This window comes from Larsenimonas salina (genome assembly GCF_023736155.1).
GTDB classification, from domain to species: Bacteria; Pseudomonadota; Gammaproteobacteria; order Pseudomonadales; family Halomonadaceae; genus Larsenimonas; species Larsenimonas salina.
Genome location: NZ_JAMLJJ010000001.1, coordinates 367,373 through 393,445, shown reverse-complemented (window position 1 = coordinate 393,445; position 26,073 = coordinate 367,373). Strand labels below are relative to the sequence as shown.

22 protein-coding genes are annotated in these 26,073 nt (G+C 58.7%); 13 read left to right on the top strand and 9 right to left on the bottom strand.

Translation table 11 applies throughout. The annotated features are described in order from the left end of the window. Positions 1–5 precede the first annotated feature (5 nt). The 5 genes from mrdA to NAT23_RS01810 form a co-directional block, all read right to left on the bottom strand. A complete protein-coding gene (gene mrdA, locus NAT23_RS01830) occupies positions 6–1,910 on the bottom strand; it encodes a penicillin-binding protein 2 (RefSeq protein ID WP_251924928.1) in 1,905 nt (634 codons plus the stop codon). Positions 1,911–1,933: 23 nt separating this feature from the next. Continuing rightward, on the bottom strand, positions 1,934–2,401 hold the full coding sequence (gene rlmH, locus NAT23_RS01825; protein WP_251924927.1) for a 23S rRNA (pseudouridine(1915)-N(3))-methyltransferase RlmH: 468 nt from the start codon (positions 2,399–2,401) through the stop codon (positions 1,934–1,936). Then, positions 2,398–2,757, bottom strand: a complete 360-nt coding sequence (rsfS, locus tag NAT23_RS01820; RefSeq protein ID WP_251589885.1) for a ribosome silencing factor — start codon at positions 2,755–2,757, stop codon at positions 2,398–2,400. The genes rlmH and rsfS overlap by 4 nt, the downstream gene beginning before the upstream one ends. A gap of 65 nt (positions 2,758–2,822) precedes the next feature. Further along, positions 2,823–3,443, bottom strand: a complete 621-nt coding sequence (gene nadD, locus NAT23_RS01815; protein ID WP_251924925.1) for a nicotinate-nucleotide adenylyltransferase — start codon at positions 3,441–3,443, stop codon at positions 2,823–2,825. 10 nt (positions 3,444–3,453) lie between these two features. Next, positions 3,454–4,731: a glutamate-5-semialdehyde dehydrogenase gene (locus NAT23_RS01810; protein ID WP_251924922.1), complete on the bottom strand. Its 1,278-nt coding sequence runs from the start codon at positions 4,729–4,731 to the stop codon at positions 3,454–3,456. Between the two features lie 136 nt (positions 4,732–4,867). On the opposite strand from NAT23_RS01810, the gene NAT23_RS01805 reads away from it, so the two are divergent. Next, on the top strand, positions 4,868–6,277 hold the full coding sequence (locus NAT23_RS01805) for a bifunctional DedA family/phosphatase PAP2 family protein (protein ID WP_251924921.1): 1,410 nt from the start codon (positions 4,868–4,870) through the stop codon (positions 6,275–6,277). Positions 6,278–6,303: 26 nt separating this feature from the next. Here NAT23_RS01805 and mpl read toward each other — a convergent pair whose 3' ends face one another. Next, positions 6,304–7,680, bottom strand: a complete 1,377-nt coding sequence (mpl, locus tag NAT23_RS01800) for a UDP-N-acetylmuramate:L-alanyl-gamma-D-glutamyl-meso-diaminopimelate ligase (protein ID WP_251924919.1) — start codon at positions 7,678–7,680, stop codon at positions 6,304–6,306. 174 nt (positions 7,681–7,854) lie between these two features. On the opposite strand from mpl, the gene NAT23_RS01795 reads away from it, so the two are divergent. After that, positions 7,855–9,114: a 6-phosphofructokinase gene (locus NAT23_RS01795; RefSeq protein WP_251924916.1), complete on the top strand. Its 1,260-nt coding sequence runs from the start codon at positions 7,855–7,857 to the stop codon at positions 9,112–9,114. A gap of 33 nt (positions 9,115–9,147) precedes the next feature. Here NAT23_RS01795 and NAT23_RS01790 read toward each other — a convergent pair whose 3' ends face one another. Then, positions 9,148–10,884, bottom strand: coding sequence for a bifunctional protein-serine/threonine kinase/phosphatase (locus tag NAT23_RS01790; protein WP_251924914.1), 1,737 nt, complete (start codon positions 10,882–10,884; stop codon positions 9,148–9,150). A 204-nt stretch (positions 10,885–11,088) separates the two neighbouring features. On the opposite strand from NAT23_RS01790, the gene ppa reads away from it, so the two are divergent. The 8 genes from ppa (at position 11,089) to purH (ending at position 19,726) form a co-directional block, all read left to right on the top strand. Continuing rightward, positions 11,089–11,625 carry an inorganic diphosphatase gene (gene ppa, locus NAT23_RS01785; RefSeq protein ID WP_251924912.1) on the top strand — a complete coding sequence of 179 codons (537 nt, stop codon included), beginning with the start codon at positions 11,089–11,091 and terminating at the stop codon, positions 11,623–11,625. Between the two features lie 134 nt (positions 11,626–11,759). Further along, positions 11,760–13,685: a protein-disulfide reductase DsbD gene (gene dsbD, locus NAT23_RS01780; RefSeq protein ID WP_251924910.1), complete on the top strand. Its 1,926-nt coding sequence runs from the start codon at positions 11,760–11,762 to the stop codon at positions 13,683–13,685. Positions 13,686–13,894: 209 nt separating this feature from the next. Then, a complete protein-coding gene (gene accB / locus NAT23_RS01775) occupies positions 13,895–14,365 on the top strand; it encodes an acetyl-CoA carboxylase biotin carboxyl carrier protein (RefSeq protein ID WP_251924908.1) in 471 nt (156 codons plus the stop codon). 18 nt (positions 14,366–14,383) lie between these two features. Beyond that, the gene (gene accC / locus NAT23_RS01770; RefSeq protein ID WP_251924905.1) at positions 14,384–15,727 is read left to right on the top strand and encodes an acetyl-CoA carboxylase biotin carboxylase subunit; all 1,344 of its coding nucleotides are present in this window, start codon (positions 14,384–14,386) and stop codon (positions 15,725–15,727) included. A 70-nt stretch (positions 15,728–15,797) separates the two neighbouring features. Beyond that, positions 15,798–16,718, top strand: coding sequence for a 50S ribosomal protein L11 methyltransferase (gene prmA, locus NAT23_RS01765; RefSeq protein ID WP_251924902.1), 921 nt, complete (start codon positions 15,798–15,800; stop codon positions 16,716–16,718). 105 nt (positions 16,719–16,823) lie between these two features. After that, complete coding sequence (gene dusB / locus NAT23_RS01760; RefSeq protein WP_251924900.1) at positions 16,824–17,822, top strand: tRNA dihydrouridine synthase DusB; 999 nt, start codon at positions 16,824–16,826, stop codon at positions 17,820–17,822. Positions 17,823–17,833: 11 nt separating this feature from the next. After that, positions 17,834–18,109 carry a DNA-binding transcriptional regulator Fis gene (gene fis / locus NAT23_RS01755; protein ID WP_251926199.1) on the top strand — a complete coding sequence of 92 codons (276 nt, stop codon included), beginning with the start codon at positions 17,834–17,836 and terminating at the stop codon, positions 18,107–18,109. Positions 18,110–18,151: 42 nt separating this feature from the next. Further along, on the top strand, positions 18,152–19,726 hold the full coding sequence (purH, locus tag NAT23_RS01750) for a bifunctional phosphoribosylaminoimidazolecarboxamide formyltransferase/IMP cyclohydrolase (protein ID WP_251924898.1): 1,575 nt from the start codon (positions 18,152–18,154) through the stop codon (positions 19,724–19,726). A 500-nt stretch (positions 19,727–20,226) separates the two neighbouring features. Here the strand turns inward: purH and NAT23_RS01745 are convergent, their stop codons facing one another. Together NAT23_RS01745 and NAT23_RS01740 are read right to left on the bottom strand one after the other, a co-directional pair. After that, positions 20,227–21,291, bottom strand: a complete 1,065-nt coding sequence (locus NAT23_RS01745) for an acyltransferase family protein (protein WP_251924896.1) — start codon at positions 21,289–21,291, stop codon at positions 20,227–20,229. Between the two features lie 525 nt (positions 21,292–21,816). After that, the gene (locus tag NAT23_RS01740; protein ID WP_251924894.1) at positions 21,817–22,821 is read right to left on the bottom strand and encodes an adenosine deaminase; all 1,005 of its coding nucleotides are present in this window, start codon (positions 22,819–22,821) and stop codon (positions 21,817–21,819) included. A gap of 210 nt (positions 22,822–23,031) precedes the next feature. Here NAT23_RS01740 and NAT23_RS01735 point away from each other — a divergent pair, with 210 nt between their 5' ends. The 3 genes from NAT23_RS01735 to NAT23_RS01725 are packed head-to-tail and all read left to right on the top strand — an operon-like array spanning position 23,032 to position 25,972. Beyond that, on the top strand, positions 23,032–24,024 hold the full coding sequence (locus tag NAT23_RS01735; protein WP_251924892.1) for a Bug family tripartite tricarboxylate transporter substrate binding protein: 993 nt from the start codon (positions 23,032–23,034) through the stop codon (positions 24,022–24,024). Then, positions 24,024–24,467 (top strand): tripartite tricarboxylate transporter TctB family protein, encoded by a 444-nt coding sequence (locus NAT23_RS01730; protein ID WP_251924890.1) that lies wholly within the window; start codon positions 24,024–24,026, stop codon positions 24,465–24,467. The genes NAT23_RS01735 and NAT23_RS01730 overlap by 1 nt, the downstream gene beginning before the upstream one ends. Further along, positions 24,467–25,972, top strand: coding sequence for a tripartite tricarboxylate transporter permease (locus tag NAT23_RS01725; RefSeq protein ID WP_251924888.1), 1,506 nt, complete (start codon positions 24,467–24,469; stop codon positions 25,970–25,972). The genes NAT23_RS01730 and NAT23_RS01725 overlap by 1 nt, the downstream gene beginning before the upstream one ends. The last annotated feature ends 101 nt before the right edge of the window (positions 25,973–26,073 follow it).

Here is a 26,073-nt window from a genome sequence, read left to right as displayed (position 1 = left end):
AACTCCTAGTGATCGGAGGCCCCACGAGCCAGTTCATCCAGCCGAGGCGTTTCGCTGCCGGCCTTGTCGAGCCGCGGCAATAACCATTCATCCAGCATCTTGCGCCCGATGGGGGCCGCCAGGTGATCACCGCCACCGTTTTCAATGATCAACGCAATCGCGATCTGCGGGTTGTCAACCGGTGCGAAGGCAATGAACAGCGCGTGATCACGCAGTCGCTCACGAAGCTCCGAGGCGTTGTACTTCTGGTTCTGACCGAGCGTGAACACCTGAGCGGTTCCGGTCTTGCCGGCCATAGTGTATTGAAGCCCTTTTTGAAGCGATCGCGCTGTCCCCTCGCCGCTTTGAATCACATCTTCAAGCCCCTGGTCGACCAGATTCCACCAGTTGCTGTTCTTGAGTTTGATATCTGGGGGCGTCTTCGGAAACGGAGGCGTCACCGGCGTATCGCCAATCTCCTTGGCCAAATGCGGTCGAATCCACTTGCCCTTGTTCGCAAGCACCGACGCCGCGGTCGCCATTTGAAGCGGCGTTGCAAGCCAGTAGCCCTGCCCGATACCGACAGAAAGCGTTTCGCCGGGGTACCAAGGCTTACCAAAACGCCCCCGCTTCCACTCCTTGGAGGGCATGATGCCGCTTTGGGCGCCCCAAACATCAAGGCTGTGTGCCTCTCCGTAACCGAAGCGGTGCATGAACTCTGATAGGCGGGAAATACCGAGGCGGTGGGCCACCGTATAGAAATAAGTGTCGTTGGACACGCGAATGGCGCGACGCATGTCCACACGACCATGGCCCCATCTAAGCCAGTTGCGATAACGCCGTGAATCGTTGGGGAGCTTATAGTAGCCAGGGTCATAGACCGTGGTCTGAGGCGTAATCACGCCGTTTTCGAGCCCTGCCAGTGACATGTAGGGCTTGACGGTCGAGGCCGGGGGGTACTGGCCCCGCACGGCGCGGTTATAGAGCGGCAGATCCAGATCGTCCTGGAGCGCCCGATAGCTTTTGCTGCCGATGCCGGTCACAAACTGATTGGTGTCATACCCAGGCGTCGATACCATCGCGAGAATACCGCCGGTCTGCGGGTTGATCGCAACGATCGCACCGCGCTTGCCGGTTAGAAGTTTGTACCCCAACGCCTGAAGGTCGCTGTCGATGGTAAGCGTGAGGTTCTTGCCGGATTCCGGCGGCGTGCGGTCAAGCTCACGAAGTGCCCGCCCCCGGGCGTTGGTTTCGACGGTGCGATACCCCACCTTGCCATGAAGTTCATCTTCGTAAAAACGCTCGACGCCGAGCTTGCCGACAAAGTGGGTGCCGGCGTAGTTACTGCTGTCCAGACGCTCAAGATCGCTTTCGCTGATGCGGCCGACATACCCCAGCACATGCGACATCGCAACGCTTTCAGGGTAGTAACGAAGAAGCTGCGCCTCGACACTTACGCCGGGCAAACGGTAGCGATTGACCGCAAGGCTTGCGATCTGAGCCTCGCTCAAATCGCTCATCAGAAGTGCCGGCTGATACGGCCGTTGACGTTGGCGCGAGCGCTTCTTGAAGGTGTCGATCTTGTCGTCGCTGAGCCCGAGGATGTCGACCAAAAGGTCGAGCGTCTGATCGAGATCATCGGCGCGCTCACGCACGATCGTGAGATTATAGGTAGGCCGGTTTTCCGCCAGCACCTTGTGATTTCGATCAAAGATCAGCCCACGGTTCGGCGGCAGGGGCTCGACCCGCATGCGGTTGCTGTCCGAGCGGGTAATAAATACGTCATGCTTGATCACTTGCAGATACACCAGCCGCCCGACCAGCGTGGACAGCATGATGAGAACAACGACCATGGCGACGATTGACCGACGCCTGAATAGACCGAGTTCTTCCTGAGTGTTGTTGAGTGTCGCCCTTCGGCGTGAACGCATGTCGATTCTTACTTCAGGTCAGATCAGCGGTGATAAGGATGCCCCGCCAGCAGACTCCAGGCGCGATACAGTTGCTCGGCCAGCACGATCCGGACCAGCGGGTGCGGAAGCGTCAATGCCGACAGCGACCAGCGCTGTTCGGCGCGGGCGCTGACACGCGGGTCGAGCCCATCCGGTCCGCCGACCATCAGGGCAACGTCACGCCCCTCTTGCCGCCATTCGCCGAGCCGGTTCGACAGGGTTTCGGTGCTCCAGGCGCGCCCGGTCACCTCGAGTGTGACCACCAGATCTTGCTCGCGGAGCTTGCTCAGCATGCGATCCCCTTCTTGGGCAATCGCCTTATCGGTCACACTGTTTTTCGAACGTGTGCCCGGCGCGATTTCGACAAACTCCACCGGCATCTCGCGCGGCATGCGTTTGACATACTCACAAACGCCTTGTTCCACCCACCCCGGCATTTTGGTGCCGACCGCGAGTATTCGAAGCTTCACGAACGGGCCTTGCCATCGCGTTCCAGGTCGGTCGGCAGGTCGCTCCAGAGGCGCTCTAGATCATAAAGCTCACGAGTCGCCGGCGTCATAATGTGTACGACCACATCGCCAAGGTCGACCAGCACCCACTCACTGCCCTGTTTGCCTTCAACGCCGATGGGCTGTATGCCCTGTTCCTTAACGTCCTTGACAACCCCGTTGGCCAACGCACTGATGTGGCGACTCGAGGTTCCGCTGGCAACGACCATCACGTCGGTCACGCTGGTCAACTTGGCAACATCCATGGTGACTACATCCTGCGCCTTGGTGTCTTCTAGCGCATTTACAACCAGTGTCTTCAGGGCTTCGGTTTGCATAGTGTCCTGTCAGTTCGATGAAAAAGCGGCATTGTACTGGGCCGATCAACTTTCGCCAGTATTAATTAAAGGTACAGCCCGTGGCGTTCCACGTAATGTCGAACCACCTCGGGCACCAGATACCGAATATCCTGACCGCGACTGAGTCGTGTGCGAATATCGGTCGAGGAAATAGCCATGGGCGAGGCGAGGCTCAATGCAAGCCAACGCCCGCTTGGCCCGGACAGTGCCTCGGCCGAATGAGCTCGGCGCGCGGCAAGAAAATCACTGAGCCCGGCCGGCACATCAAGGCCATGATCCGGGCGGGCGATCACCACCACATGGGCAAGCTCAAACAGCGCTTCGGGGGCGCGCCAGCGGTCAAGCTTGGAAAACGCATCCTCGCCGATCGCCATGATCAACTGGTCATCTTCACCCAGCTCATCGCGAAACGACTTGAGCGTATCGAGTGAAAACGAGGGCCCATCACGACGAAGCTCTCGATCATCGGCAATCACCCCAGGCACGCCCTCAAGGGCCAGTGACAGCATTTCAAGGCGCTGATGCGCGGGCGTTTGTGGTTCATCCCGGTGGGGCGGCACGTGACACGGCACCATGCGCACCTCATCAAGCCCAAGTGTTTCCTTTAGCTCGATGGCACTTCGCAGGTGCGCCAGATGCACCGGGTTGAAGGTTCCTCCAAGCATGGCCCAGCGTTTAACCACGAAGCTGGCCCTGCCCGAGCACGATGTACTTCTGGGTGGTGAGCCCTTCAAGGCCCACAGGCCCACGGGCGTGCAGTTTATCGGTGGAAATACCGATTTCGGCGCCGAGCCCGTATTCAGCGCCGTCGGCAAAGCAGGTCGGCGCGTTGAGCATGACCGAGCTCGAATCAACGTCTGACATGAACCGCTCGCTATTGGAGAGGTGCTCGGTCACGATCGCGTCGCTGTGGTGCGAGCCGTAGTGATTGATGTGTGTCATCGCCTCATCGAGCGAGGCGACCGTCTTGATCGAAAGTGTCGGACCGAGGTATTCAGTCGCCCAGTCTTCATCATCGGCAGGGGCCATCTCGACGACCTCACGTGTAGCGGGGCAGCCTTTCAGTTCAACGCCGTACGCTTCAAGGCGTGCGCACAGTGACGGCAGCACCTGAGCAGCGACCGACTCATGCACCAAAAGGGTTTCCATCGCGCCGCAGATGCCGTACCGGAAACACTTGGCATTGAACGCGATATCCTCCGCGATGGAGAGGTCCGCGAACGCATCGATATACACGTGGCACAGGCCTTCCAGATGCTTGAGCACCGGCACCGTGGCGTCACGGGAAATGCGCTCGATCAGCGACTTGCCACCGCGCGGAATGATCAGATCAACGTGTTCACTGTCTTGAATAAGAGCACCCACGGCGGCTCGATCGGTGGTCTCGACCACGCTGATGCAGTGCGCAGGGAGCCCTGCCGCCTCGAGGCCACGTACGACGCACCGCGCGATCGCTGCATTGGAGGCACTGGCCTCAGAGCCACCGCGCAGGATCGCAGCATTGCCGGCCTTCAGGCACAGCGCCGCGGCATCGATGGTCACGTTCGGCCGCGACTCATAAATGATGCCGATGACGCCGATCGGGGTACGACGCTTGCCGATGCGAAGCCCATTGGCCTGCGCTTTCAATTGATCGATGGTGCCGACAGGGTCCGGCAGGGACACGACCGTTTCAAGCCCCTTGATCATGCTGTCGATGCGCGCATCGGTCAGGGCCAACCGGTCGATCAGGGCCTCGCTGAGCCCATTGGCGCGCGCACGCGTCAAATCTTCGTCGTTGGCTACCTTGAGCGCCTCGCGTTCAGCTTCAAGCGCCTGCGCCATGGCCAGCAATGCCTGGTTCTTGATCGCGGTTGGCGCACTGCGCAGGACTTGGCTAGCCTCTCGGGCAGTACGGCCCAAGCGGCGAATATAATCGTTCACGGAAGCGGTATCAGCCACAGTCTGCGTCATGAAGCACCTTCACCGATGTTTTTGAATAATTGAAAACCCACTATAAGGCAGCGCCTTGTACAAGTAAAAATGACAATACGCAGGGTTGCCTATGGCAGAATGGCCACCTCTGCCAAACGTTTGGATACGCAATCACATGGATGTCATGAACTGGCTCGAGCCTCTGGCCCGAGACCCACTTCTGTTGTTTGCCGCGCTGGGGCTGGTGGCACTACTGGAATCGCTTGCCCTGGTCGGGCTTGCCTTCCCCGGCGTGGTCGTCATTGCCGCGCTCGCCTCACTGGCCGGCCACGACTCGATGTCGGTCCCCCTTGCCCTGGCCTTTGCCGCCGCAGGCGCCGTGCTCGGGGATGCGATCAGCTTCTGGCTCGGCCACCGCTATCGCCACCGGGTCGCCTCGGTATGGCCGCTGAGTCGTTATCCTGAGGCACTGGAAAAAGGGCAACGATTTTTCGAGCGCTACGGCGCCACCTCCGTCGTGCTCGGCCGCTTCATCGGCCCGCTTCGCCCGGTTATCCCGCTTATTGCCGGCATGTGCAACATGCCCTCGACCCGATTTTTTGTGGTCAACGTCGCCTCGGCGCTTGCCTGGGCGCCCGTCTACGTGTTGCCGGGGTATTATCTGGGTCGAACCTGGAAGGCGTTTCTTGGCCCATATCAGGAGAGTTTCGGCTGGCTTCTTGCCCTTGGCGGCGTCTTGATTTTTCTGGCGTGGATGTTTACCTGGGGCCGCCAGCACGCAGAGCGCATGGGCGCGCTCTACCGGCTTGCGCTGACAGGCGCCAGGCGCTCGAAATGGGGCCGGCGCACCTGGCTTTCATTTCGAATGAACGTCCCCGGCGGCGCGCCTCCCATACCGTCTCTGACGCTTTTTCTTGCCTCAGCGACAGGCTTTGGCGTACTTGCAGTGATTGTCGCGCATCATCCGGCGCCGTTCGCGCTCGATCACAACGCCAACGCGTTTTTCAAATCGCTCGATGTGCCGCTGGCATCTCAACTGGCGCTGGTGCTTGCAAAAGTCGGCGACAAACTCGGCATCGTCATTTTGCTAGCCCCCTGGACACTGTGGCTCATCTGGCAGCGCTATGGCACGGCCCTGCTCCATTGGGCGCTCGCCATCGGCGGCATTGGGCTTGCCAATATCCTGTTCAAGGCCTGGGTCGGTAGACCTCGCCCGATGACACCGGACTACCTGGAGGGCTCATTTTCATTTCCGAGCGCGCACACCTCGGGCGCGGTGGTCGTTTACGGCCTGGCAGCGGCCTTCATGGCAGACGGCGTTAAAAGCCCGGCACGGCGCCACTGGATCTACTGCGGTGCAACGCTTTTGATCGCGCTGATGGCGTGGTCACGCCTGATGATGGGGGTTCATTGGGTCAGCGACCTACTCGGCGGCACCCTGCTCGGATTCGCGATGTGCGCGGTCGTGCGCATCAGCTACCACCGGTTTGCCTACCGGCCAATCACCCAACTGCCCTGGAAGGCGCTGGGGGCAGCCACCGTACTTCTGATGGCCACCCGTGTACTGTTCTTCCCGCCGGTCTAGGGTACCTTCCCGCCGGTCAAAATCAGTCAATCGATGTGTGAGCGTGTCGCGAGGGCCTTGAGAAGGCGCTCGTGCACGCCTTCGAACCCGCCGTTGCTCATAACAACGATCATATCGCCGGCCTCGACGGTCTCGCAGACACGCTCGACCAGTGCGTCGATATCGCGGTGCACTTCTGCCGGGCGCTCAGCCGTATCGAGAAGATGCTCAAGCGACCAGTCCAGTGTCGGCGGCTGATACCACCAGACGCCGTCAGCGGATACGACGCTTTCATTCAACCGCGCTTTCATGGTGCCCAGACGCATGGTGTTCGAGCGTGGCTCGATCACGGCCCAAAGTCGCCCACCTCGTTCATCGCTCTGGGATTTAAGCCCGTCGAGCGTGGCCGCAATGGCCGTCGGGTGATGGGCGAAATCGTCGATGACCATGACACCCCGCACCTCACCGCGCACCTCCTGTCGCCGCTTGGGCGATTTGAACGCGTGCAGCGCCTTGACGCCGCGACTGACTGGCACACCGACCGCGTGTGCGGCCGCAAGCGCCGCCAGTGCGTTCTGAGCGTTGTGCGCACCGGAAAGCGTCCACTCAAGCTCAAACGAGGCCCCGGCGTGATAAAGCGTCAGCGAGCGCCCGCCACGGGCAATCGATACCTGCCAGTCGCTGCCGGCGCTTCCGAAACGCTCGATGGGCGTCCACGCCCCAAGCGCCAATACTCGGTCGAGTGCTGGTGTGTCGTCGGCAACGACCAGGCGACCCTTCCCGGGAACAGTGCGCACAAAATGGTGAAACTGACGCTCGATTGCGGCGAGGTCTGGAAAGATGTCGGCGTGATCGAACTCGAGGTTATTGAGCACCGCCACATCGGGACGGTAATGCACGAACTTGGAGCGCTTATCGAAAAACGCCGTGTCGTATTCGTCGGCCTCGACCACGAACATCGGTTTATCCCCGCCCGCAAGGCGCGCAGAAAGGCCGAAATTATCCGGCACGCCGCCGATCAGAAAGCCAGGGGCCAGCCCTTCATGCTCAAGGATCCAGGCCAGCATGCTGCTGGTCGTGGTCTTGCCGTGCGTGCCCGCCACCGCAAGCACCGTATGGCCGGGCAGCACATGACGCGCAAGCCATTCAGGCCCTGAGGTATAGGGAAGCTTGCGATCGAGCACCGCCTCGACCTCGGGGTTGCCCCGAGAGAGCGCGTTGCCGATGATCACCAGATCCGGCGTCGGATCGAGATGGGCTGGATCAAAGCCATCGAGCAACTCGATGCCCTGCGCCTCGAGCTGGGTACTCATGGGCGGATAGACCTTGGCGTCACTGCCGGTAACCCGGTCGCCCCGGGCCTTGGCCAGAAGCGCAAGGCTTCCCATAAAGGTGCCGCAAATACCTAGAATATGAACATGCATGATTTATGACTCATCGATAAAGCCGGATCAGACTAGCATGGGGATCGATAAGTCGTCAGTCTCAGTCTCGCGGCTGTCATCGCTTTCGACTAAGATGGCGGCCGCACCCGACGGCCGACAGCGATGCCCGCGGGATGAGAGAGAGCAGAACACATAAAACAGCAGGATGCTTCCATGACCAGATACAATGCCTTTTATGCGCAGTCCGGTGGCGTTTCATCAGTAATCAACGCCAGCGCATGTGGCGTGATCGAAACGTGCCGCAAACACAGTGACAAGATCGGCACGCTATACGCCGGGCGCAATGGCATCATCGGCGCCTTGACGGAGAATCTGATTGACGTCGGCGAAGAAAGCGATGAATCGATTGCCGCCCTTCGTCATACGCCAGGCGGTGCATTCGGCTCCTGCCGCTACAAACTCAAGGACATCGACACCCATCGCGTCCAGTACGAGCGCCTGATCGAAGTCTTTAAAGCCCACAACATCCGTTACTTCTTCTATAACGGCGGCGGCGACAGCGCAGATACCTGTCTGAAAGTCTCCCAGCTCTCAGAGCGCATGGGCTATCCGCTTCAGGCCATTCACGTTCCAAAGACCATCGATAACGACCTGCCGCTGACCGATTGCTCGCCGGGCTTTGGCTCGGTCGCCAAATACATCGCCACCTCGGTACGAGAAGCCGCGCTTGACGTTTTGTCCATGTGCGCTACCTCCACCAAGGTGTTCGTCATGGAAGCGATGGGCCGCCACGCCGGCTGGATCGCGGCGTCCGGCGCCCTAGGCGGTGGCGAAGGCGGTGCACCGCCACACATGGTGCTGTTTCCCGAGATCGCGTTTGATCGCCGCCGGGTCATGCGCAAGGTCGACGAAACCGTCAAGCAGTATGGCTACTGCGTGATCGTGGTCTCCGAAGGCGTTCGTTACGAAGACGGCACCTTCCTGGCCGACGCAGGCAACACCGACGCCTTCGGCCACCGCCAGCTCGGCGGCGTCGCTCCGACGCTTGCGGGCATGATCAAGCAGGATCTGGGCTACAAGTACCACTGGTCCGTGCCTGACTACCTTCAGCGTTCGGCGCGCCATCTGGCGTCCAAGGTCGATGTCGAACAGGCCTACGCCGTCGGCGTACGCGCTGTCGAGTGCGCGATCGAAGGCAAGAACGCCGTAATGCCGGCTATCCGTCGCGACAATCAGTCACCGTTTGAATGGTCGATCTTCGACGCACCGCTGTCCGAGGTCGCCAATCAGGAAAAATTCATGCCGGAAGAGTACATCCGTGAAGACGGCTTCGGCATTACGCAAGCCTGCCGCGACTACCTGGAGCCCCTGATTCAGGGTGAAGACGAGCCGCCCTACGTCAACGGCCTGCCGGATTACGCCCAGCTCAAGCTGGTCGGCGTTCCTCAGAAACTGGCGCCGTTCTCTCTGTAAACAGCGTATGTGCGCCAGGGCGATGCCCTGGCGCTATAACCAGAAACTCGCGATCAGCGCAATGATCAAAAGACCGGTCAGCCATTTCCAGCGCCGAGCCGGGTCTCCAAGCGAGGCAGGGTCCACATCCAACGAGTCCTCCTCCACGGGGCCATGCATGGCCTGACGTGTCAGCTTGAGCCCGTAAACCAGCTCCGACAAGCGCCGAAACCGCAACGGTTTCTTCGGCATCAAGGCCCGTTCGAGCGTTTCGTCGAGCACCGGTGGCAGCACTGATCCAGACGTACTCAATGGGGTATATACCATTGCCTCCAGGTCAGTTTCGCGTTTGACAGACAGCACACGCTCCCCATAGGGCAGATGCCCTGCAATCATCCAGTAGATCACCGAGGCCAGTGAGTACTGATCACTGCGCCGGCTGATATTGCCATCGAGCGCATACTCAGGCGCGCTGTGCGGCGTGAGACCGACCTCCCGGACCAGCTCCCGCGCGGTTTCCTGACTGTCCTGCTCGAGGAAATGACAGGTCCCGAAGTCAATCAGAATCACCTGATCATGTTGATCGAGCATGATGTTGCTGGGGCAGATCCGCTGGTGAAGTACGTTCTTGCGATTAAGCGCATGAACGGCCTTGCAAAGCTGCTGGGCGATGTCGAGGCGCTGGGCAAGCGTGGCGTTTGGATGACGCTCGAGCCAGGTGCTCAGCCGCTCTCCTTCCACGTTTTCCATCAGGTAGTAGAGATAGCGCCGCGGGCGCTTTTGAGCGACCGATTTGACGATAAACGGCGAGTTGATTCGTTCGGCCACCCACTGCTGAAGCATGAAGTGCTTCAGATACGTGTCCTTGAGGGCAAGTTCGGGGCTGGGCGTTTTCATGATCAGATGCTGACCGCTGTCAATATCTCGAACCCGATAGACGCGCGCCTTGCCCCGTGGCGATAACCCTTCGAGCACCTCGAACCCTTCGAAACGATCACCATCATTCAACTCCGGCGGAATCGGCAGCTTGCCATAATGCAGATTGGGCGCCTCGACTCGCTCTTCGGGCAGCTGGTCGACCCGCACCATCTGAAAGCAGAAGGAATGACCGTCATAGCCGCGCTCGCTTGCCCGCTCGGCAGCGGCTTTCGCCAAATACCGACACGCCTCGTCAAGCGAGTGCGCATGCCGTCGAATTTCACTGACGTAATCCGACGGCAACAGCGTTCCGCGCACGGCCTGAGTGGTGAACAGGAAAATATCGCCCTGCTTGAGGGGCAGCGTCAGATAATCGATATCAACGCTTGCGTCCATGCCGAGTGCGCGGGAAGGATAAAGGTAGCCGCCGATGTCGGTGACGTGATCGCGGGAAATCTGCTCGAACTCGGCGCCACGCAGCCGAAACACCAGCGTGTCACCGGCATGAAACAGATGGGCCTGGCGCTCCTTGAGCACCAGCGCCGACAATGAACTGACATACCCACCGCCCTTGACGAAGCGGCTTTGGCTGAAGCACCACCCGTTAAGAGCGCGCAATACCCGGGTCGCAGCGGTTTTTACATCCCAGTGTTCAGGCGTCGAGTAATAATCGGCAAGAAACCCGCGAATCGATAGATCCCCGGCCTGACGCGCAATGGCGTTTTTCGAGGTGGAATCGGCAATGAGCGCACAAGCGCCCTGAGACACCAAGGTGTCATCGACGGGCACCTGAACCGCCATCGAGGAGCGATGGTGGCGCTTGTCGGTCGCCACGAAGGCCTGGCCGTAACTCAGTTGGATGGCGTGCTCCATAAAGCGTCTCACGGTGCGTACAGCTTGAAGTTGTTGTTATGGTAAAGCATTCGGGCGGGCGCGTTGAGTCGCCGTTTGATGCAATGCACAAAATTGTGCCAAAGCGTAACAATCCTTGCAGCCTATTGGTAATCGGGATGGGCAATTCGTATAATTCCTTCTACTTTAACGCTGTATTCTATTGACCAGACCAAGGACTCACCCATGAGTTTCGACAAGATTCCGGCCGGGAAAGACCTTCCGAACGACATTTACGTAGCGATCGAGATTCCCGCCAATCACGCGCCCATCAAGTACGAAATTGACAAGGAAATGGACGCGCTGCTCGTCGACCGTTTCATGGCGACCCCCATGTTCTACCCGGCCAACTACGGCTTTATCCCCAACACTCTGGCCGATGACGGCGACCCCCTCGACGCGCTCGTCGTCACGCCGTATCCGGTCCAGCCAGGCTCTGTCATCCGCGCTCGCCCGGTCGGCGTACTCAACATGACCGACGAAGCCGGCGAAGATGCCAAGCTTGTCTGTGTCCCGCATGAAAAACTGAGCGCTCTTTATGACGACGTTCATGAAATAACCGACCTGCCCGAGCTTCTCCGCCAGCAGATCGCCCATTTCTTCGAGAACTACAAGGATCTCGAGAAAGGCAAGTGGGTCAAGGTCGAGTCCTGGGACAACGCCGACGCGGCCAAGAAAGCCATCGAAAAATCCGTCGCCGCGTACCAGAACGACGCACGCTGAGCGCTTAAACGCCTATTCAGCTGTACGTTCCAACAGGGCCACCTTTCGAGGTGGCCCTGTCGATTGTGAACGTTTTTTCCAAACCGTTGCCTCATTCACGCCAAGTCGCCGCTTTTTCCCACCGAGGACGTTAGATGCTTGCTCGCCTTCTTTCCTGCATGGCCCTTCTGTGTCTACTCGGAGTGTCGTCTCAGGCCAGAAGCGACTGGTTCAGCGATAACGACACCTCGGCACCGCTCAGCGAGCATCAGTTTCTTCCGGTTGATCGCGCCTTCCCCTACACTAGCTGGGTCGACGACGGCAGACTTTACGTCCGCTTCGATAACGCCGACGGTTACTACCTTTATAAACGCCAATTTTCACTTGAAAGCACCACCAAAGGCGTCACTCTTGGGCCTCTGACGCTCCCGCCGGGCACCCCAAAACACGATGACTATCTGGGCGACATCGTGGCCTATTACGGGCAAACAACCCTATCGGCGCCACTTCAAACAGCGCGCAATGACCTCGAAACCGTTCAGGCAACGCTCGGCTTTCAGGGCTGCGCTGACAAGGGCCTTTGCTATCCGCCGGAAAGTCGCACCCTATCGGCAGCATCAGAAACACACAAAGCGCCCCCGGCGGCCACGGGCCCATCGTCGCAACGTACCGATCAAACGCTCAGTACTGACATCGCTCAAAGCACTGGCATTTCTCAAAGCACTGAGCCGGCCAATTCCAGCGCTCAGGCGCGAGAATCGATGCCAAGCACTTCGCCAGCGCTTACGCCCAAGAGTCCGACCGCGTTTTCGTGGTGGCAACTCGGCCTGTACGTTCTGGCAGGCCTGGGGCTGACCTTTACCCCGTGCGTATTGCCGATGCTTCCCATCCTCTCTTCACTGATCGCGGGCCAACACGCCACACGCCGCCGGGCATTTACACTGTCGTGCAGCTATGTGCTGGGCATGGTCGGCGCCTACACCCTTTTTGGCAGTCTGATCGGCCTTTTCGGGGCGCAGCTCAATCTGCAGGCGAAGCTTCAATCGCCGTGGGTGCTTGGCGGGTTTTCACTGCTGTTCATCGTATTTGCGCTGTGGCTTTTTGACCGGATTCATCTGCCAAGCGGTGGCGCACTGCAACAGCGCCTGAGCCGCCTGCAGGACCGGCTTCACGGGCATGGCACTCTGGGCCTCCTAGGCGCAGGGGCGCTATCAACACTGATCGTTTCACCGTGCATTTCCGCACCACTGGCCGGCATCCTTCTTTATCTGTCGACCACCGGTGACGTCATCAAGGGCGCGCTCGCGCTTGCTGCGCTCGGGCTCGGCATGGGCGCGCCGCTTATCCTGATCACAACGCTCGGCGTTCGCCTGCTTCCTAAAAGCGGCCCGTGGATGACCAGTATCAAATACGCGTTTGGTGTCTTGATGCTCGCGATGAGCCTGTGGCTTTCCATGCGCTGGCTACCGCCCACACTCAGCCTGGCACTGTGGGGGCTCTTGGCACTCGGTATCGGACTGGCCCTTGCGGTGGGGGCTTTGAACGCAGTACTGCTCTTCAAAAAGCCTCTTCGAACCCTGCCGCTTTTGATCGCACTCCCGCTCACGCTGTATGGCACGGCGGCGCTTGTTGGTGCGCTGGGCGGCGGACAAGCGATTCTTTCGCCGCTGTCGCACTACAGCGGCGAACATCGCGCATCAATCGATGCAACCGAGCCCGAGTTCACCACGGTCACATCGCTCGATGCGCTTGAGCGCGCCGTTGAACGTGCCCGGCAACAGGAGCGCCCGGTGATGGTTGATGTCTACGCTGACTGGTGCATCAGCTGCCTCGAGATGGAGCGCACGCTATTCAAGGCCCCAGACATCAGAACCCATCTCGATCGGATGGCGCTGATCAAGCTCGACGTTACAAGGACCACACCACAGACGCGAAACGCCCTTGAGGCACTGGCCCTTTTCGGGCCGCCGAGCCTTCTCTTTTACAGCGATTCGAAAGAGCTAAAAGCGCAGCGTCTGGTGGGTGAGCCCACGCATGCCGAACTGCTCGACGTTCTACGCGTCGTTGCCCCGAAAACGTGAACCAAACGGTGTTTACTAACCTTTTGTGCCAGACTGGACACACTCTCGTTTTTTCTGCAAAATCCGCCAACAACTGCTTTGCACGTTATCTTGCATGATCATGATGTGATCGTGTCGAAACAGGATAAGGTTAACAGCGCATCGCACCTCATCATGTCATCGGTCGATTCATGCGGCCATTCACGTCTTAAACAGCCAGGATATGCTCTATGGACATTCGCAAGGTCAAGAAACTGATCGAACTTCTGGAAGAATCCAACATCAGTGAAATCGAGATTCAGGAAGGCGAGGAGTCCGTTCGTATCAGTCGAAACATGGGCAATGCACCGCAATACGGCGCGCCCATGGCCGGCGGATATTACCCCCAGCAGGCGCCCGCCCCTCAACAGGCGCAACAGCCTCAGGCCGTGGCGACCGAAGAGCCAAGCGCACCGGCACAGCCTGCAGGCCATGAGCTGCTTTCGCCCATGGTCGGTACCTTCTATCGCTCCCCCGCCCCGGGCGCCAAGCCGTTCGTCGAGATCGGTCACAGCGTCAAGAAAGGCGACGTCATCTGCATCGTCGAGGCCATGAAGATGATGAACCAGATCGAGGCCGACAAAGACGGCACCATCGAGGCCATTCTTGTGGAAGACGGCGAGCCGGTCGAATTCGATCAGCCATTGATCATCATTTCCTAAGACGGCATAGGGTCCATCATGTTGGAAAAGGTACTGATCGCCAATCGAGGCGAAGTCGCACTGCGCATCCTCCGCGCGTGCAAGGAACTTGGCATCAAAACGGTCGCCGTCCATTCCAAGGCCGATCGCGACCTGATCCATGTTCGTCTGGCCGATGAGGCTGTCTGCATCGGCCCGGCCCCTTCGGGAGCGTCGTATCTGAACATTCCCGCGCTGATTTCCGCTGCGGAAGTGACCGATTCGACCGCCATTCATCCGGGCTACGGATTTCTGTCCGAAAACGCCAACTTTGCCGAACAGGTCGAGCGCTCCGGCTTCGTCTTTGTCGGTCCGTCCGCAAGCGTCATCCGCCTGATGGGTGACAAGGTCTCGGCGATCGAGGCCATGAAAAAAGCCGGCGTACCCACGGTACCAGGCTCCGATGGCCCGCTGTCTGACAACGACGAGGAAGTACTCGAAACAGCGCGTCGTATCGGTTACCCGATCATGATCAAGGCGGCTGCCGGCGGCGGCGGTCGTGGCATGCGTGTTGTTCACAAGGAAAGTCAGCTGCTGTCCTCGGTCAGCGTCACCAAGAGCGAGGCCAACGCGGCCTTCGGCAGTGGCGTGGTCTACATGGAGAAGTACCTGGAGAAACCGCGTCACGTTGAGGTTCAGGTGCTGGCCGACGGCCAGGGCAACGCCATTCACCTGTTCGACCGTGACTGCTCGCTGCAGCGCCGCCACCAGAAAGTCCTGGAGGAAGCGCCCGCGCCCCACATCGATCCAGCCGCCCGAGAGAAAGTGCTCAAGGCCTGCACCGATGCCTGCGTTGAACTCAACTACCGCGGCGCCGGCACGTTCGAGTTCCTGTACGAGGACGGCGAGTTCTATTTCATCGAAATGAACACCCGCGTCCAGGTCGAGCATCCGGTCACCGAAATGGTCACGGGCGTCGACATCGTCAAGGAACAGCTTAAGATCGCCTCGGGACAGAAGCTCTCGATCACGCAGGACGAGGTCAAGTGCGACGGCCATGCGTTTGAGTGCCGCATCAACGCAGAAGACGCACGCACGTTCATGCCCTCCCCCGGCAAGGTCACCTTCTACCACGCCCCCGGCGGGCTCGGCGTGCGCATGGACTCGCATCTCTATACCGGTTACACGGTTCCGCCGCACTACGACTCCCTGATCGGCAAGCTGATCACCTGGGGCGAGCACCGTGAAAGTGCATTGACGCGCATGAAGAACGCGCTCGATGAGCTGCTGGTCGAAGGCATCAAGACCAACATCGATCTGCAAAAGGATCTGGTTCGCGACGGCGCATTCCAGCAAGGTGGCGTCAACATCCACTATCTCGAAAAGAAACTGGGCCTGAGCTAACGCCGGCACCAGTGGATCATGAGGGCGATTGCATCGCCCTTTTTTTGTTTGAGCACTCAGGATTTGCCCCATGCCCTGGCTACAACTCAAAGCCCATATCCCCCCCGAACACGCGGAACCGCTCGAAGAGCTGCTTCTCGCAGAAGGCGCCAACGCCATCACACTCGAGGACGCCGAGGACACGCCGGTGTTCGAGCCCGAGCGAGGCTCGACGCCGCTCTGGAACCAGACCGTACTGACCGGTCTCTATGATGATCTCGAAGGCGCCGACGCCATGCTCGCCCGTGTGGCCGCCGGCTGGTCCATCGCCCAGCCCGGCGAACCCTGCCCGGTCATTACCTATGAAATCCTCGATGATCAGGACTGGAACCGGGCCTGGATGGACAACTTCCATCCGATGCAGATGGGCAGCCGGCTCTGGATTGTCCCAAGCTGGCACGAGGCCCCGGACCCCGAGGCCGTCAACCTTCTGCTGGACCCAGGCCTTGCCTTTGGCACCGGAACCCACCCGACCACGGCGCTGTGTATGCGCTGGCTCGATAGTCTTGCCACCCAGAATCGTCTAGCGAATCAGCATGTACTCGACGTCGGCTGTGGCTCAGGCATTCTGGCGATTGCAGCCCTGAAACTCGGCGCAGCTCATGCGGTAGGTACCGACATCGATCCCCAGGCCCTTCAGGCCAGCCGCGACAATGCGCAGCGCAATCAAATCGAGGACGACCGGTTCGAACTTCACTACCCCGAACACGCCCCGTCTGCGCACTACCCGATCGTGATCGCCAACATTCTGGCCGCGCCGCTGATCGAGCTCGCCCCCCAGATTGCCGGCAGCGTCGCCCCGGGCGGACTGATTGCCTTGTCAGGCATTCTTGCGCACCAGGCCGACAGCGTCATGAGCGCCTATGAAGCGCAAGGGCTGATCATGAACTCACCGGCTGAAGAAGACGGCTGGGTTCGGCTGGACGGGTTTCGCTCCGAGCACACCGCCTGAACGAAACACATGCATTTTCCCTTCAATATGGCGCCAGCGCTCGGTATCATAGAGCGCTTTCTGTGACCGTCCATTACACCACCTAGACAGGCTATGTGATCTTCGATGCTTCGAATTGGTCCGTACACCCTTGATAATCGCGTGGTTCTCGCCCCGATGGCCGGCGTGACCGACCGCCCCTTTCGAACGCTGTGCTATCGGCTCGGCGCCGGCATGACCGTGTCGGAAATGGTTACTGCCGACAAGCGGCTCTGGCACACCCCGAAATCACGGTTGCGTCTGGATCATAGCGGTGAACACGGCTTGAAAAGCGTACAGATCGCGGGCGGCGACCCGGACATGCTGGCCGACGCCGCGCGAGCCAACGCCGACCACGGCGCTGAGCTCATCGACATCAACATGGGCTGCCCGGCCAAGAAAGTCTGCAACAAGGCCGCAGGCTCGGCGCTGATGCGCAATGAGGCACTGGTCGAGCGAATTCTAGAGGCCGTGGTCAACGCCGTCTCCATCCCGGTCACACTCAAGATGCGAACCGGATGGTCAGAGGATAACCGCAATGCGGTGCGCATCGCCCGCATGGCCGAGCAAGCAGGCATTCAAGCGCTGGCCGTGCATGGCCGCACCCGCACGCAACGCTATGAAGGCGCTGCCGAGTACGCAACCATTGCCGCGGTCAAACAGGCGGTGTCGATCCCGGTGATCGCCAATGGCGACATCGACTCACCGGAGAAGGCCGTACAGGTTCTTGAAAACACCGGCGCCGACGGGCTCATGATCGGTCGGCCGGCTCAGGGCAACCCCTGGATCTTTCGCGACATCGTCCATTATCTGAACCATGGCGAACGGCTGCCGCCGGTCACTCGAGAAGAACGCGCCCTCATCATGCATGAGCATCTCGATGCGCTCTACGCCCATTACGGCGAGCATATGGGCACGCGCATCGCCCGCAAACACGTTGGCTGGTATCTGGCCGCACACGCAAGCATGGATGCCAAGAAAGCGTTCAATACGCTTGAGAGCCCGTCTGATCAGCACGCGTTCGTGGACGACGTCCTGAGCCACCCCCTCCCTCACACCCTGCCGGATGGAACCGTTGCCGCATGAACAGCAGACCGATGATTGTCACTACCATGAATGACGCATCTCCGGCCGAGGCGCCCACGTCTCAAACACTCAGAGAAGCCGTGGAAACATCGATGGCGCGCTATTTCGAGCACCTTGACGGCGGCAACGTCACCGACCTTTACGCCATGGTGATGGCTGAAGTCGAAGCGCCGCTGCTCCAGGCCGTCATGGTGCACACCCAGGGCAACCAGACAGTGGCGTCTCAGGTACTCGGTTTGAACCGGGGAACGCTGCGCAAGAAACTGAAACAGTACGATCTTCTATAACGCGTTCCTAACGCCTCACACACTCTATCGAGCTGAATCATCATGGCTGAACACGCAACTCCAGTCCGCCGCGCCCTTTTAAGCGTCTCCGACAAGACCGACCTCGTTCCGTTCGCACGCGCCCTTGAAGAGCGTGGCGTCGAGCTTCTTTCCACCGGCGGCACCTACCGTCTTCTGAAAAGCGAGGGCATCGCGGTCACCGAGGTGTCTGAACACACCGGGTTTCCGGAAATCATGGATGGCCGAGTCAAGACGCTACACCCTCGCATCCACGGAGGTATTCTGGGCCGTCGCGGACAGGACGATGCTGTCATGGCCGAGCATGATATCGCGCCGATCGATCTGGTAGTGGTCAACCTGTACCCGTTCGCGGCAACCGTTGCCAAGGACGACTGCACCCTTGAAGACGCCATCGAGAACATCGACATCGGCGGCCCGACCATGGTGCGCTCCTGCGCCAAGAACCACGCCTACACCACCATCGTGGTCAATCACGGCGATTATGACGCGGTTTTAAAGGCACTTGGCGAGCACGATGGGGAAGTCCCGAAACCGCTGCGCTACGCACTCGCGGTCAAGGCCTTCGAGCATACGGCAGGCTACGATTCAGCGATTGCGACGTATCTGAGCCGCCAACAGGAAAGTGACGGATTCCCCGCGACCTGGAGCACGCAGTATCTTAAGAAACAGTCCATGCGTTATGGCGAAAACCCCCATCAAAGTGCGGCGTTTTACGTCGAAGCCGAGGCAAGCGAGCCGAGCGTATCCACCGCCGAGCAGCTTCAGGGCAAGGCCCTTTCCTACAATAACGTGGCAGACACCGATGCCGCGCTTGAGTGCGTCAAGGCGCTTGATGACATCGCCTGCGTGATCGTCAAGCACGCCAATCCCTGCGGTGTGGCCACCAGCAAGGAAAGCCAGCTCGAGGCCTATGAGCGCGCCTTCCAGACCGACAGTGAATCCGCGTTCGGCGGCATCATCGCCTTCAACCGCCCACTGGATGCGGAAACGGCACGCGCCATCATCGACCGGCAGTTCGTTGAAGTCATCATCGCGCCAAGCGTCGAGGAACAGGCTCGACCAATTCTTGCCGCCAAGACCAACGTGCGTGTGCTCGAATGTGGCCAGTGGGATGGCGCCGAAGTGACCCCGGATTGGGATCTGAAGCGTGTCAAGGGCGGCCTTCTGGTTCAAAGCCGTGATCAAGGCATGGTTGGCGTGGATGACCTCAAGGTCGTGACCGAGCGCACGCCAAGCGATCAGGAAATCAATGACCTCCTTTTTGCCTGGAAAGTGGCCAAGTTCGTCAAATCGAACGCCATCGTGTATGCGAAAGCCGAGCAGACCGTTGGCATTGGCGCAGGCCAGATGAGCCGGGTCAACTCTGCGCGCATCGCAGGCATCAAGGCCGAACACGCAGGCTTTGATGTCGCGGGCTCGGTCATGGCCTCCGATGCGTTCTTCCCGTTTCGTGACGGCATCGATAACGCCGCCAAGGCAGGCATCAAGGCCGTTATCCAGCCAGGTGGCTCGATGCGTGACCAGGAAGTCATTGACGCTGCCAACGAAGCGGGCATTGCCATGATCTTTACCGGCATGCGCCACTTCCGTCACTGACCGCAGTATGGACGCCACAAAAAAAGCAGCCCAAGGGCTGCTTTTTTAATACCAAACGCCTTCTTAAATGACGTTATAAAGTGGGTCTTCTAGTCCGCTTTATTTCAAAACGTTTGCAGTATTTCTACTTACCTTTCTAATACGGCCATAAAATAACATATTGCTACATAAATTACGCCTTCTTGGGCATCTTTGCACAGACATTAGTTGTATCCTTCCCTACCATTAGCGGCGAAGCGCAGTTAGGGCTTCACCATAACTCCACCAACGCACAAGGAACATGACGTGTTCAAGATCATCACTTCTATCGTTGTAACTGTAACTGTCAGCGCAGGCGCCTACGCTTACTCACAGACCACCTCTTACACTTCTACCAGTGTATTCAGCGGTGACTCTGTACCGGCTGCCATCTGCAACTGATAGCCAGTCAGTATGAAAAAGCTGCCCTCGGGCAGCTTTTTTTATGTCTTTTATTTGGAATTTCTTATCGAGACAAGCTCTCATACAGGCCGTGCACGTCGAAGCGTCAGGGTCGGCACATCGAAAAGAAGCTTGCCGGCACCGATATTGAGTAACCGGTAGAGCATCAAACAGGCTGCGATGTTTAAAACGACCGCAACGGGCGGTGCAAGCGCTGCCACAACTTCGGCGTTCAACTGATAGGCGCCAAGCGCAAATACGAACTGGCAGGTGATCAGAATCGTGATCTTGTGCATGACGTAGATTGGCAGTGTTTTTTGGCCCAGCGTCTTGAGCGTTTTAAGGCTGAAGCGCGTTGATGCCCAGCAGCAGGCGTCCATTCCCGCAAGCACCATGAAGACCGCCAGGAGCGTTCGCCCACCCGGTGCGTAGAACCAGTCGTTCAGGATTTCGATCGGCAAGATGATCAGCGTCATGGTGGTGGTCAGCATGAACCGCTTGGGCTTGAACGTGGAAAACGCCTCGAAAAAACGCTGCTTGTAAAAACAGCCTGCGGCAAAGAAGAAGGCGTTTTCGACGATGCCACGAATGCCCCAGTTATCGATCAAGACAATCGAGAAAATCGACAATAAAAACGTGACAGGCACGACAAGCGCCGCCCAGCGATTAAGCGCCTTGAACACCACGAAATAGGCCGCAAGCGCATAGAGGTACCAGACGCCGTTGGTGCCAAACAGCACCGTTTCGATCTGCTCATCAAGCGTTAACGGCAGTGTGCCGGCGTTCGGCACATACTCGGGGTTGGCAAACTGGACCAGCAGAAACGCGGAAACCGTTCTAAGAATCACCCACAGCACATAAAGCCACAGCATCATCGCAAGCCGAGGCTTGAGAGTAATCCGCCAGGGGCGGCTTACGATCGCGGAGTGCGCCAAAAGCCCTGAAATCAGAAAGAACAGCGGCATCCTCAAGGGCTTTAATGCGACCATCAATTTAAACCACAGGGTGTGGGCGAGCGTGTCCTGAAAAGGCGAGGCGTCCATCATGAAATAGACGGCGTGATAAAACACGACCAGAACGATACAGGCGCCTTTGGCCGCATCGATCCAATCGATGCGTGAATTGGGTTGGCTTGATGTCGTCATTATTGAAGCTCCGATGTAATCGGCGCCGATAGTTAGTGAATTGGAACGTATTGTCGAGATCGAATAACCAAACTACTACCAAATAAATATAAATTAACATTGGATCAGTCAACTTTGGCCTATCACATACTTATTACCATTTTTTTATCCAATTTATTTATTTACGGCGCTTCAACATGTTCAGTCCAGTCAACCACGTACAAACTTTATTAGTCTACTAAACATTATAAATAAATCGATAAATCCGCATTAGCGGTATAGCGATGACGCATCAAAACGTAGAACTCGTTCAGCCATACCCCAACACGGGCTTTTGTAACAAGGCCAAAAAAAACCTAAGCGTAAAGCATGAGGTTTACCGGCCAAGCACTCAAAGCCTTCGACGGCGCAATGCCCACTTGCCCATTGCCAACATCGCATCGTCTTTAAGCGACAGGCCCCACTATCAAAAAAGGCCATGCAGTCGCATGGCCTTTTCTTCTATCCATGACCCGGCACCTTGAAGTTTGCCGGGTCTGTCTAAAGCTAGGACTGCTCGAAGTACGTCTCGATGCGCTGGCGCAACGCGGCCCGTCGGGTGTCATTCACGAACGCTGCCTCTACTGCGTTCAGACTCAGGGTATGCCAGGTGTCTCTGGAAAAATCAAAGGCGGCCTGCACCGCAAGGAAGTTGGCGTTCATGTACCCGCCGAAATAGGCCGGATCATCGGAATGCAGGGTGACGCAAAGCCCGTGTTCGATCAGCGCCGGCAACGGGTGTGCTGACATGTCCGGCACCGTTTTCAAGTACACGTTCGACAGTGGACACACCGTCAACGGAATACGCCGTTCAACGAGCGTTTTTGCAAGCTCGGGATCCTCCAGGCTTCGAATCCCGTGATCGATGCGCTCGGCCTTGAGCACCTCGAGCGCCCCCTTGATGTACTCGGCCGGCCCCTCTTCCCCGGCGTGCACGACAACATGAAAGCCGTCGCTTCGGGCACGCTCGAAGACACGCTCGAACTTCTCGGGCGGATTACCCACCTCGGCCGAATCAAGGCCCACGCCGATGAAGTGCTCGCGGTACGGAAGCGCCGCTTCGTAGGTTTCGAGTGCATGCTCTTCGGACATGTCACGCAAAAAGCTCAGGATCAACCCACTGGTGATGCCGTAGGTCGCTTCCGCCTCATCAAGTGCTCGTGTGATGCCTGCCACCTGGGTCGAGATACTGACGCCTCGCGCCAGATGCGCCTGGGGGTCGAAGAAAAGCTCGGTATGCATTACCGCGTTGTCATGGCAGCGCTTCAGATAGGCCGCCGTCAGGTCAAAAAAGTCCTGCTCGGTGTAAAGCACGTTCATGCCCTGATAGTACAAATTCAAGAAGGACTGTAGATCCTCGAACTCGTACGCCTGTCTGACCTGCTCGACCGAATCGAACGGCAGGGTCACGTCATTGCGACGCGCCAGCTCGAACATCAGCTCAGGCTCGAGCGTGCCCTCGATGTGCAAATGCAGTTCGATCTTTGGAAGTGATTCAAGAAAGGCGTTCACGGGGGGTCTCCACATACATCATAAGAAGCGCGCCATTGTCCCATGTTTTACGTCGAAATGCCTGACCAGGACAGCATCCACGCCGTTTCGCGATTAGACGAAAGCCGTCTGTACAGGCAGCAGAGGTCACGATTAGATTCTACTTGAAAGAACAATATTCTACCTTACAGAACTGTAAGGTTACGACCTGCCCGCTGGGAGATATCTACAATGACAAGATACATTCGCTCGACGCTTGCTCTTACTGCCGCATCGGCGCTTGCCGTAACCGCACCTACCGCTCTGGCTTTTGAACCCCAGGGCAAGGTGGACTGCATCGCACCTTCTGATCCGGGCGGCGGCTGGGATTTCACCTGCCGTAGCGTCGGTCGCCTTCTCGAGCAACAGGACAAGGTCTCGGGCAACGTACAGACCACCAACATGGCCGGTGCCGGCGGTGGGGTTGCCTTCGCGCATACCGTCAGCAAGCGCCGTCAGGATGAGAGCCTGATCGTTGCGGCGAGTACCGCCACCACCACACGCCTTGCCCAGAAACAGTTTCCCGGCATGAATGTGGACATGGTCAAGTGGGTCGCAGCGCTGGGCGCGGATTACGGCATCATCGCCGTACGCAAGGACTCGCCCTACAACTCGCTGCCGGAGCTGATGGACGCGGTCAAGAAAGACCCCCGGGCGATTTCCTTTGCCGGCGGCAGTGCGACCGGTGGCTGGGATCACCTGAAAGTGCTCCAGACCGCCGAAGCGGCCGGCGTGGATAAACTCAAGAAGATCAAATACCTCTCCTACAACAACGGCGGTGAGGCCATTACCCAGATTCTCGGCGGCCATATCACGGCGTTTACCGGAGATATCTCCGAGTCGGTTGGCTTCGTCGAGTCAGGCGATCTAAAAGTCCTGGCTGTACTGTCTGACAAGCGCCTGCCGGAGCCGCTGGAGGACATCCCGACCGCCGAGGAACAGGGCATCGATTCGGTCGGTGCCAACTGGCGCGGGTTCTACATGCCGGGCCAGGTTTCCGACGATGCCTATCAGTGGTGGGTCCAGACGCTTGATCAGCTCTATACCACTGACGCCTGGCAAAAGGTGATGAAACAAAATGGCTTGATGCCCTTCCACATGTCCGGTGATGAGTTCACCGCGTATGTAAAAGAGCAGATCGCAGACATCGCCAAACTCTCCAAAGACATCGGAATGACCAAGTGATGCACATCAACGACCGACTGTTCGGCGTCGTGTTTCTCCTGCTGGCCGTGGCATACGGCTGGCAGGCCCAGCAGTTCCCCGAACCGCTGGGCGGCAGTGAAAGCATCGGCCCGTCGACCTTTCCAACGCTGCTTGCGGTCGTACTCGGCCTTGGCAGTCTCTACATGATGGTTCGCCCCGACCCGGACAGCGGTTGGCCGGTCGGCAAGACGTTGTTCGAGCTTATTAACGTTGTGGCCATTCTGGTGGTTTACATTCTTCTGCTCGAATTGGTGGGCTTCATCATCATGACCACCCTTGCCGTCGGGGAGCTGAGCTGGCGCATGAACGCCCCACCGCTCAAGGCGTTTCTTACTGGATTAATCAGCGCCATCGTTGCGTTCGTCCTGTTCAATTACGGCCTCGAGCTGACCTTGCCTAACGGCCTTCTGGAGCTGGGTTAATGGATACCATCAATTACCTGTTGCAGGGGTTTGAGGTCGCCCTCACCCCTCAGAATCTGCTGCTGGCGTTGATCGGCTCGTTTCTGGGCACGTTGATCGGCGCACTGCCCGGCCTTGGCCCGGCCAACGGCGTGGCGATTTTGATCCCGCTGGCCTTCACGCTTGGCCTGCCGCCGGAATCGGCGCTGATCATGCTGACCGCGGTCTACGCAGGCGCCATGTACGGCGGCCGCATTTCCTCGATTCTCTTGAACATCCCAGGCGATGAGCCGGCGATGATGACCTGTCTCGACGGCTATCCGATGGCCAAGCAGGGCAAGGCCGCCGAAGCACTCACCATCTCGGCGGTGGCCTCGTTCATCGGAAGCGTGGTGGCCACCATCGGCCTTATCCTTCTGGCGCCCCTGCTTGCGAATTTCGCCCTGAGCTTTGGCTCTGCCGAGTACTTCGCCCTGTTCGTGCTGGCGTTTGCAACACTTGGCGGCATCACTGGAAAGAATCCGATCAAGACGCTGGTCGCCGCCGCCATCGGTCTGATGATGTCGACCATCGGCATCGACATTTCGACCGGCCAACCCCGCTATACTTTCGGCATGCTCGAATTGTTCGAGGGCATCGATTTCATCATCGCCATCGTCGGCCTGTTCGCCATTTCCGAGCTGATGTTCTTCATCGAACGGGACATGGGCGACGGCGACAGCATGGTCAAGATGAACAAGCTCAAGATCAACGTCAAAGAGCTGATCGCAGTGCTGCCGACCAGTCTTCGCGGCGGCGTGGTGGGCTTTATTTCGGGCGTATTGCCGGGCGCGGGCGCCTCGCTTGGCAGCTTTTTGAGCTATACGGTCGAAAAGCGCATTCTCGGTCGCAAGAACGACTTCGGTAATGGGGATCCCAAGGGTGTGGCCGCACCGGAAGCCGGCAACAATGGCGCCGCCAGCGGTGCACTGGTGCCGATGCTGACGCTTGGTATTCCCGGAAGTGGCACGACCGCAGTACTTCTGGCCATGCTGGTGTCGTTGAACATCACGCCGGGGCCGATGATGTTCCAACAGCACGCCGACATTGTCTGGGGCGTTATCGCGGCCCTGCTGCTCGGTAACGTGCTGCTGCTTTTATTGAACATCCCCATGGTCGGCATCTTCGTCAAACTATTGTCCGTACCGCCCAAGTATTTGATGCCGATCGTTACGCTGGTAGCCATCGTCGGTATCTATTCGATCAGCCACTCGGCGTTCGATCTGTACTTCATGGTGGCCTTTGGCGTGCTGGGCTACGTCTTTCGCAAGATCGACATTCCATTGGTGCCGATCATTCTCGGCCTGCTGCTCGGGCCGGAAATGGAAAAGAACCTGCGCCACGCCATGATGCTGTCCGACGGGGACTGGACCGTGCTTTGGAGCAGTGGCCTGTCGATCGGCATCTGGGCTATTGCCATTGCCGGCCTGGTCCTTCCGTATCTGCTCGGACCGCTTCTTCGCCGCAAGATGCACAAACCGTCCTGATGGACCCCACGCGCGCCCGCCCGGGCGCGCGTTCGCAGCAACTGCAACGCCCCTCACTTCTGTCCGCTGCGCCTTTTTCCATCCGCTCCCTCCTTTTTCCT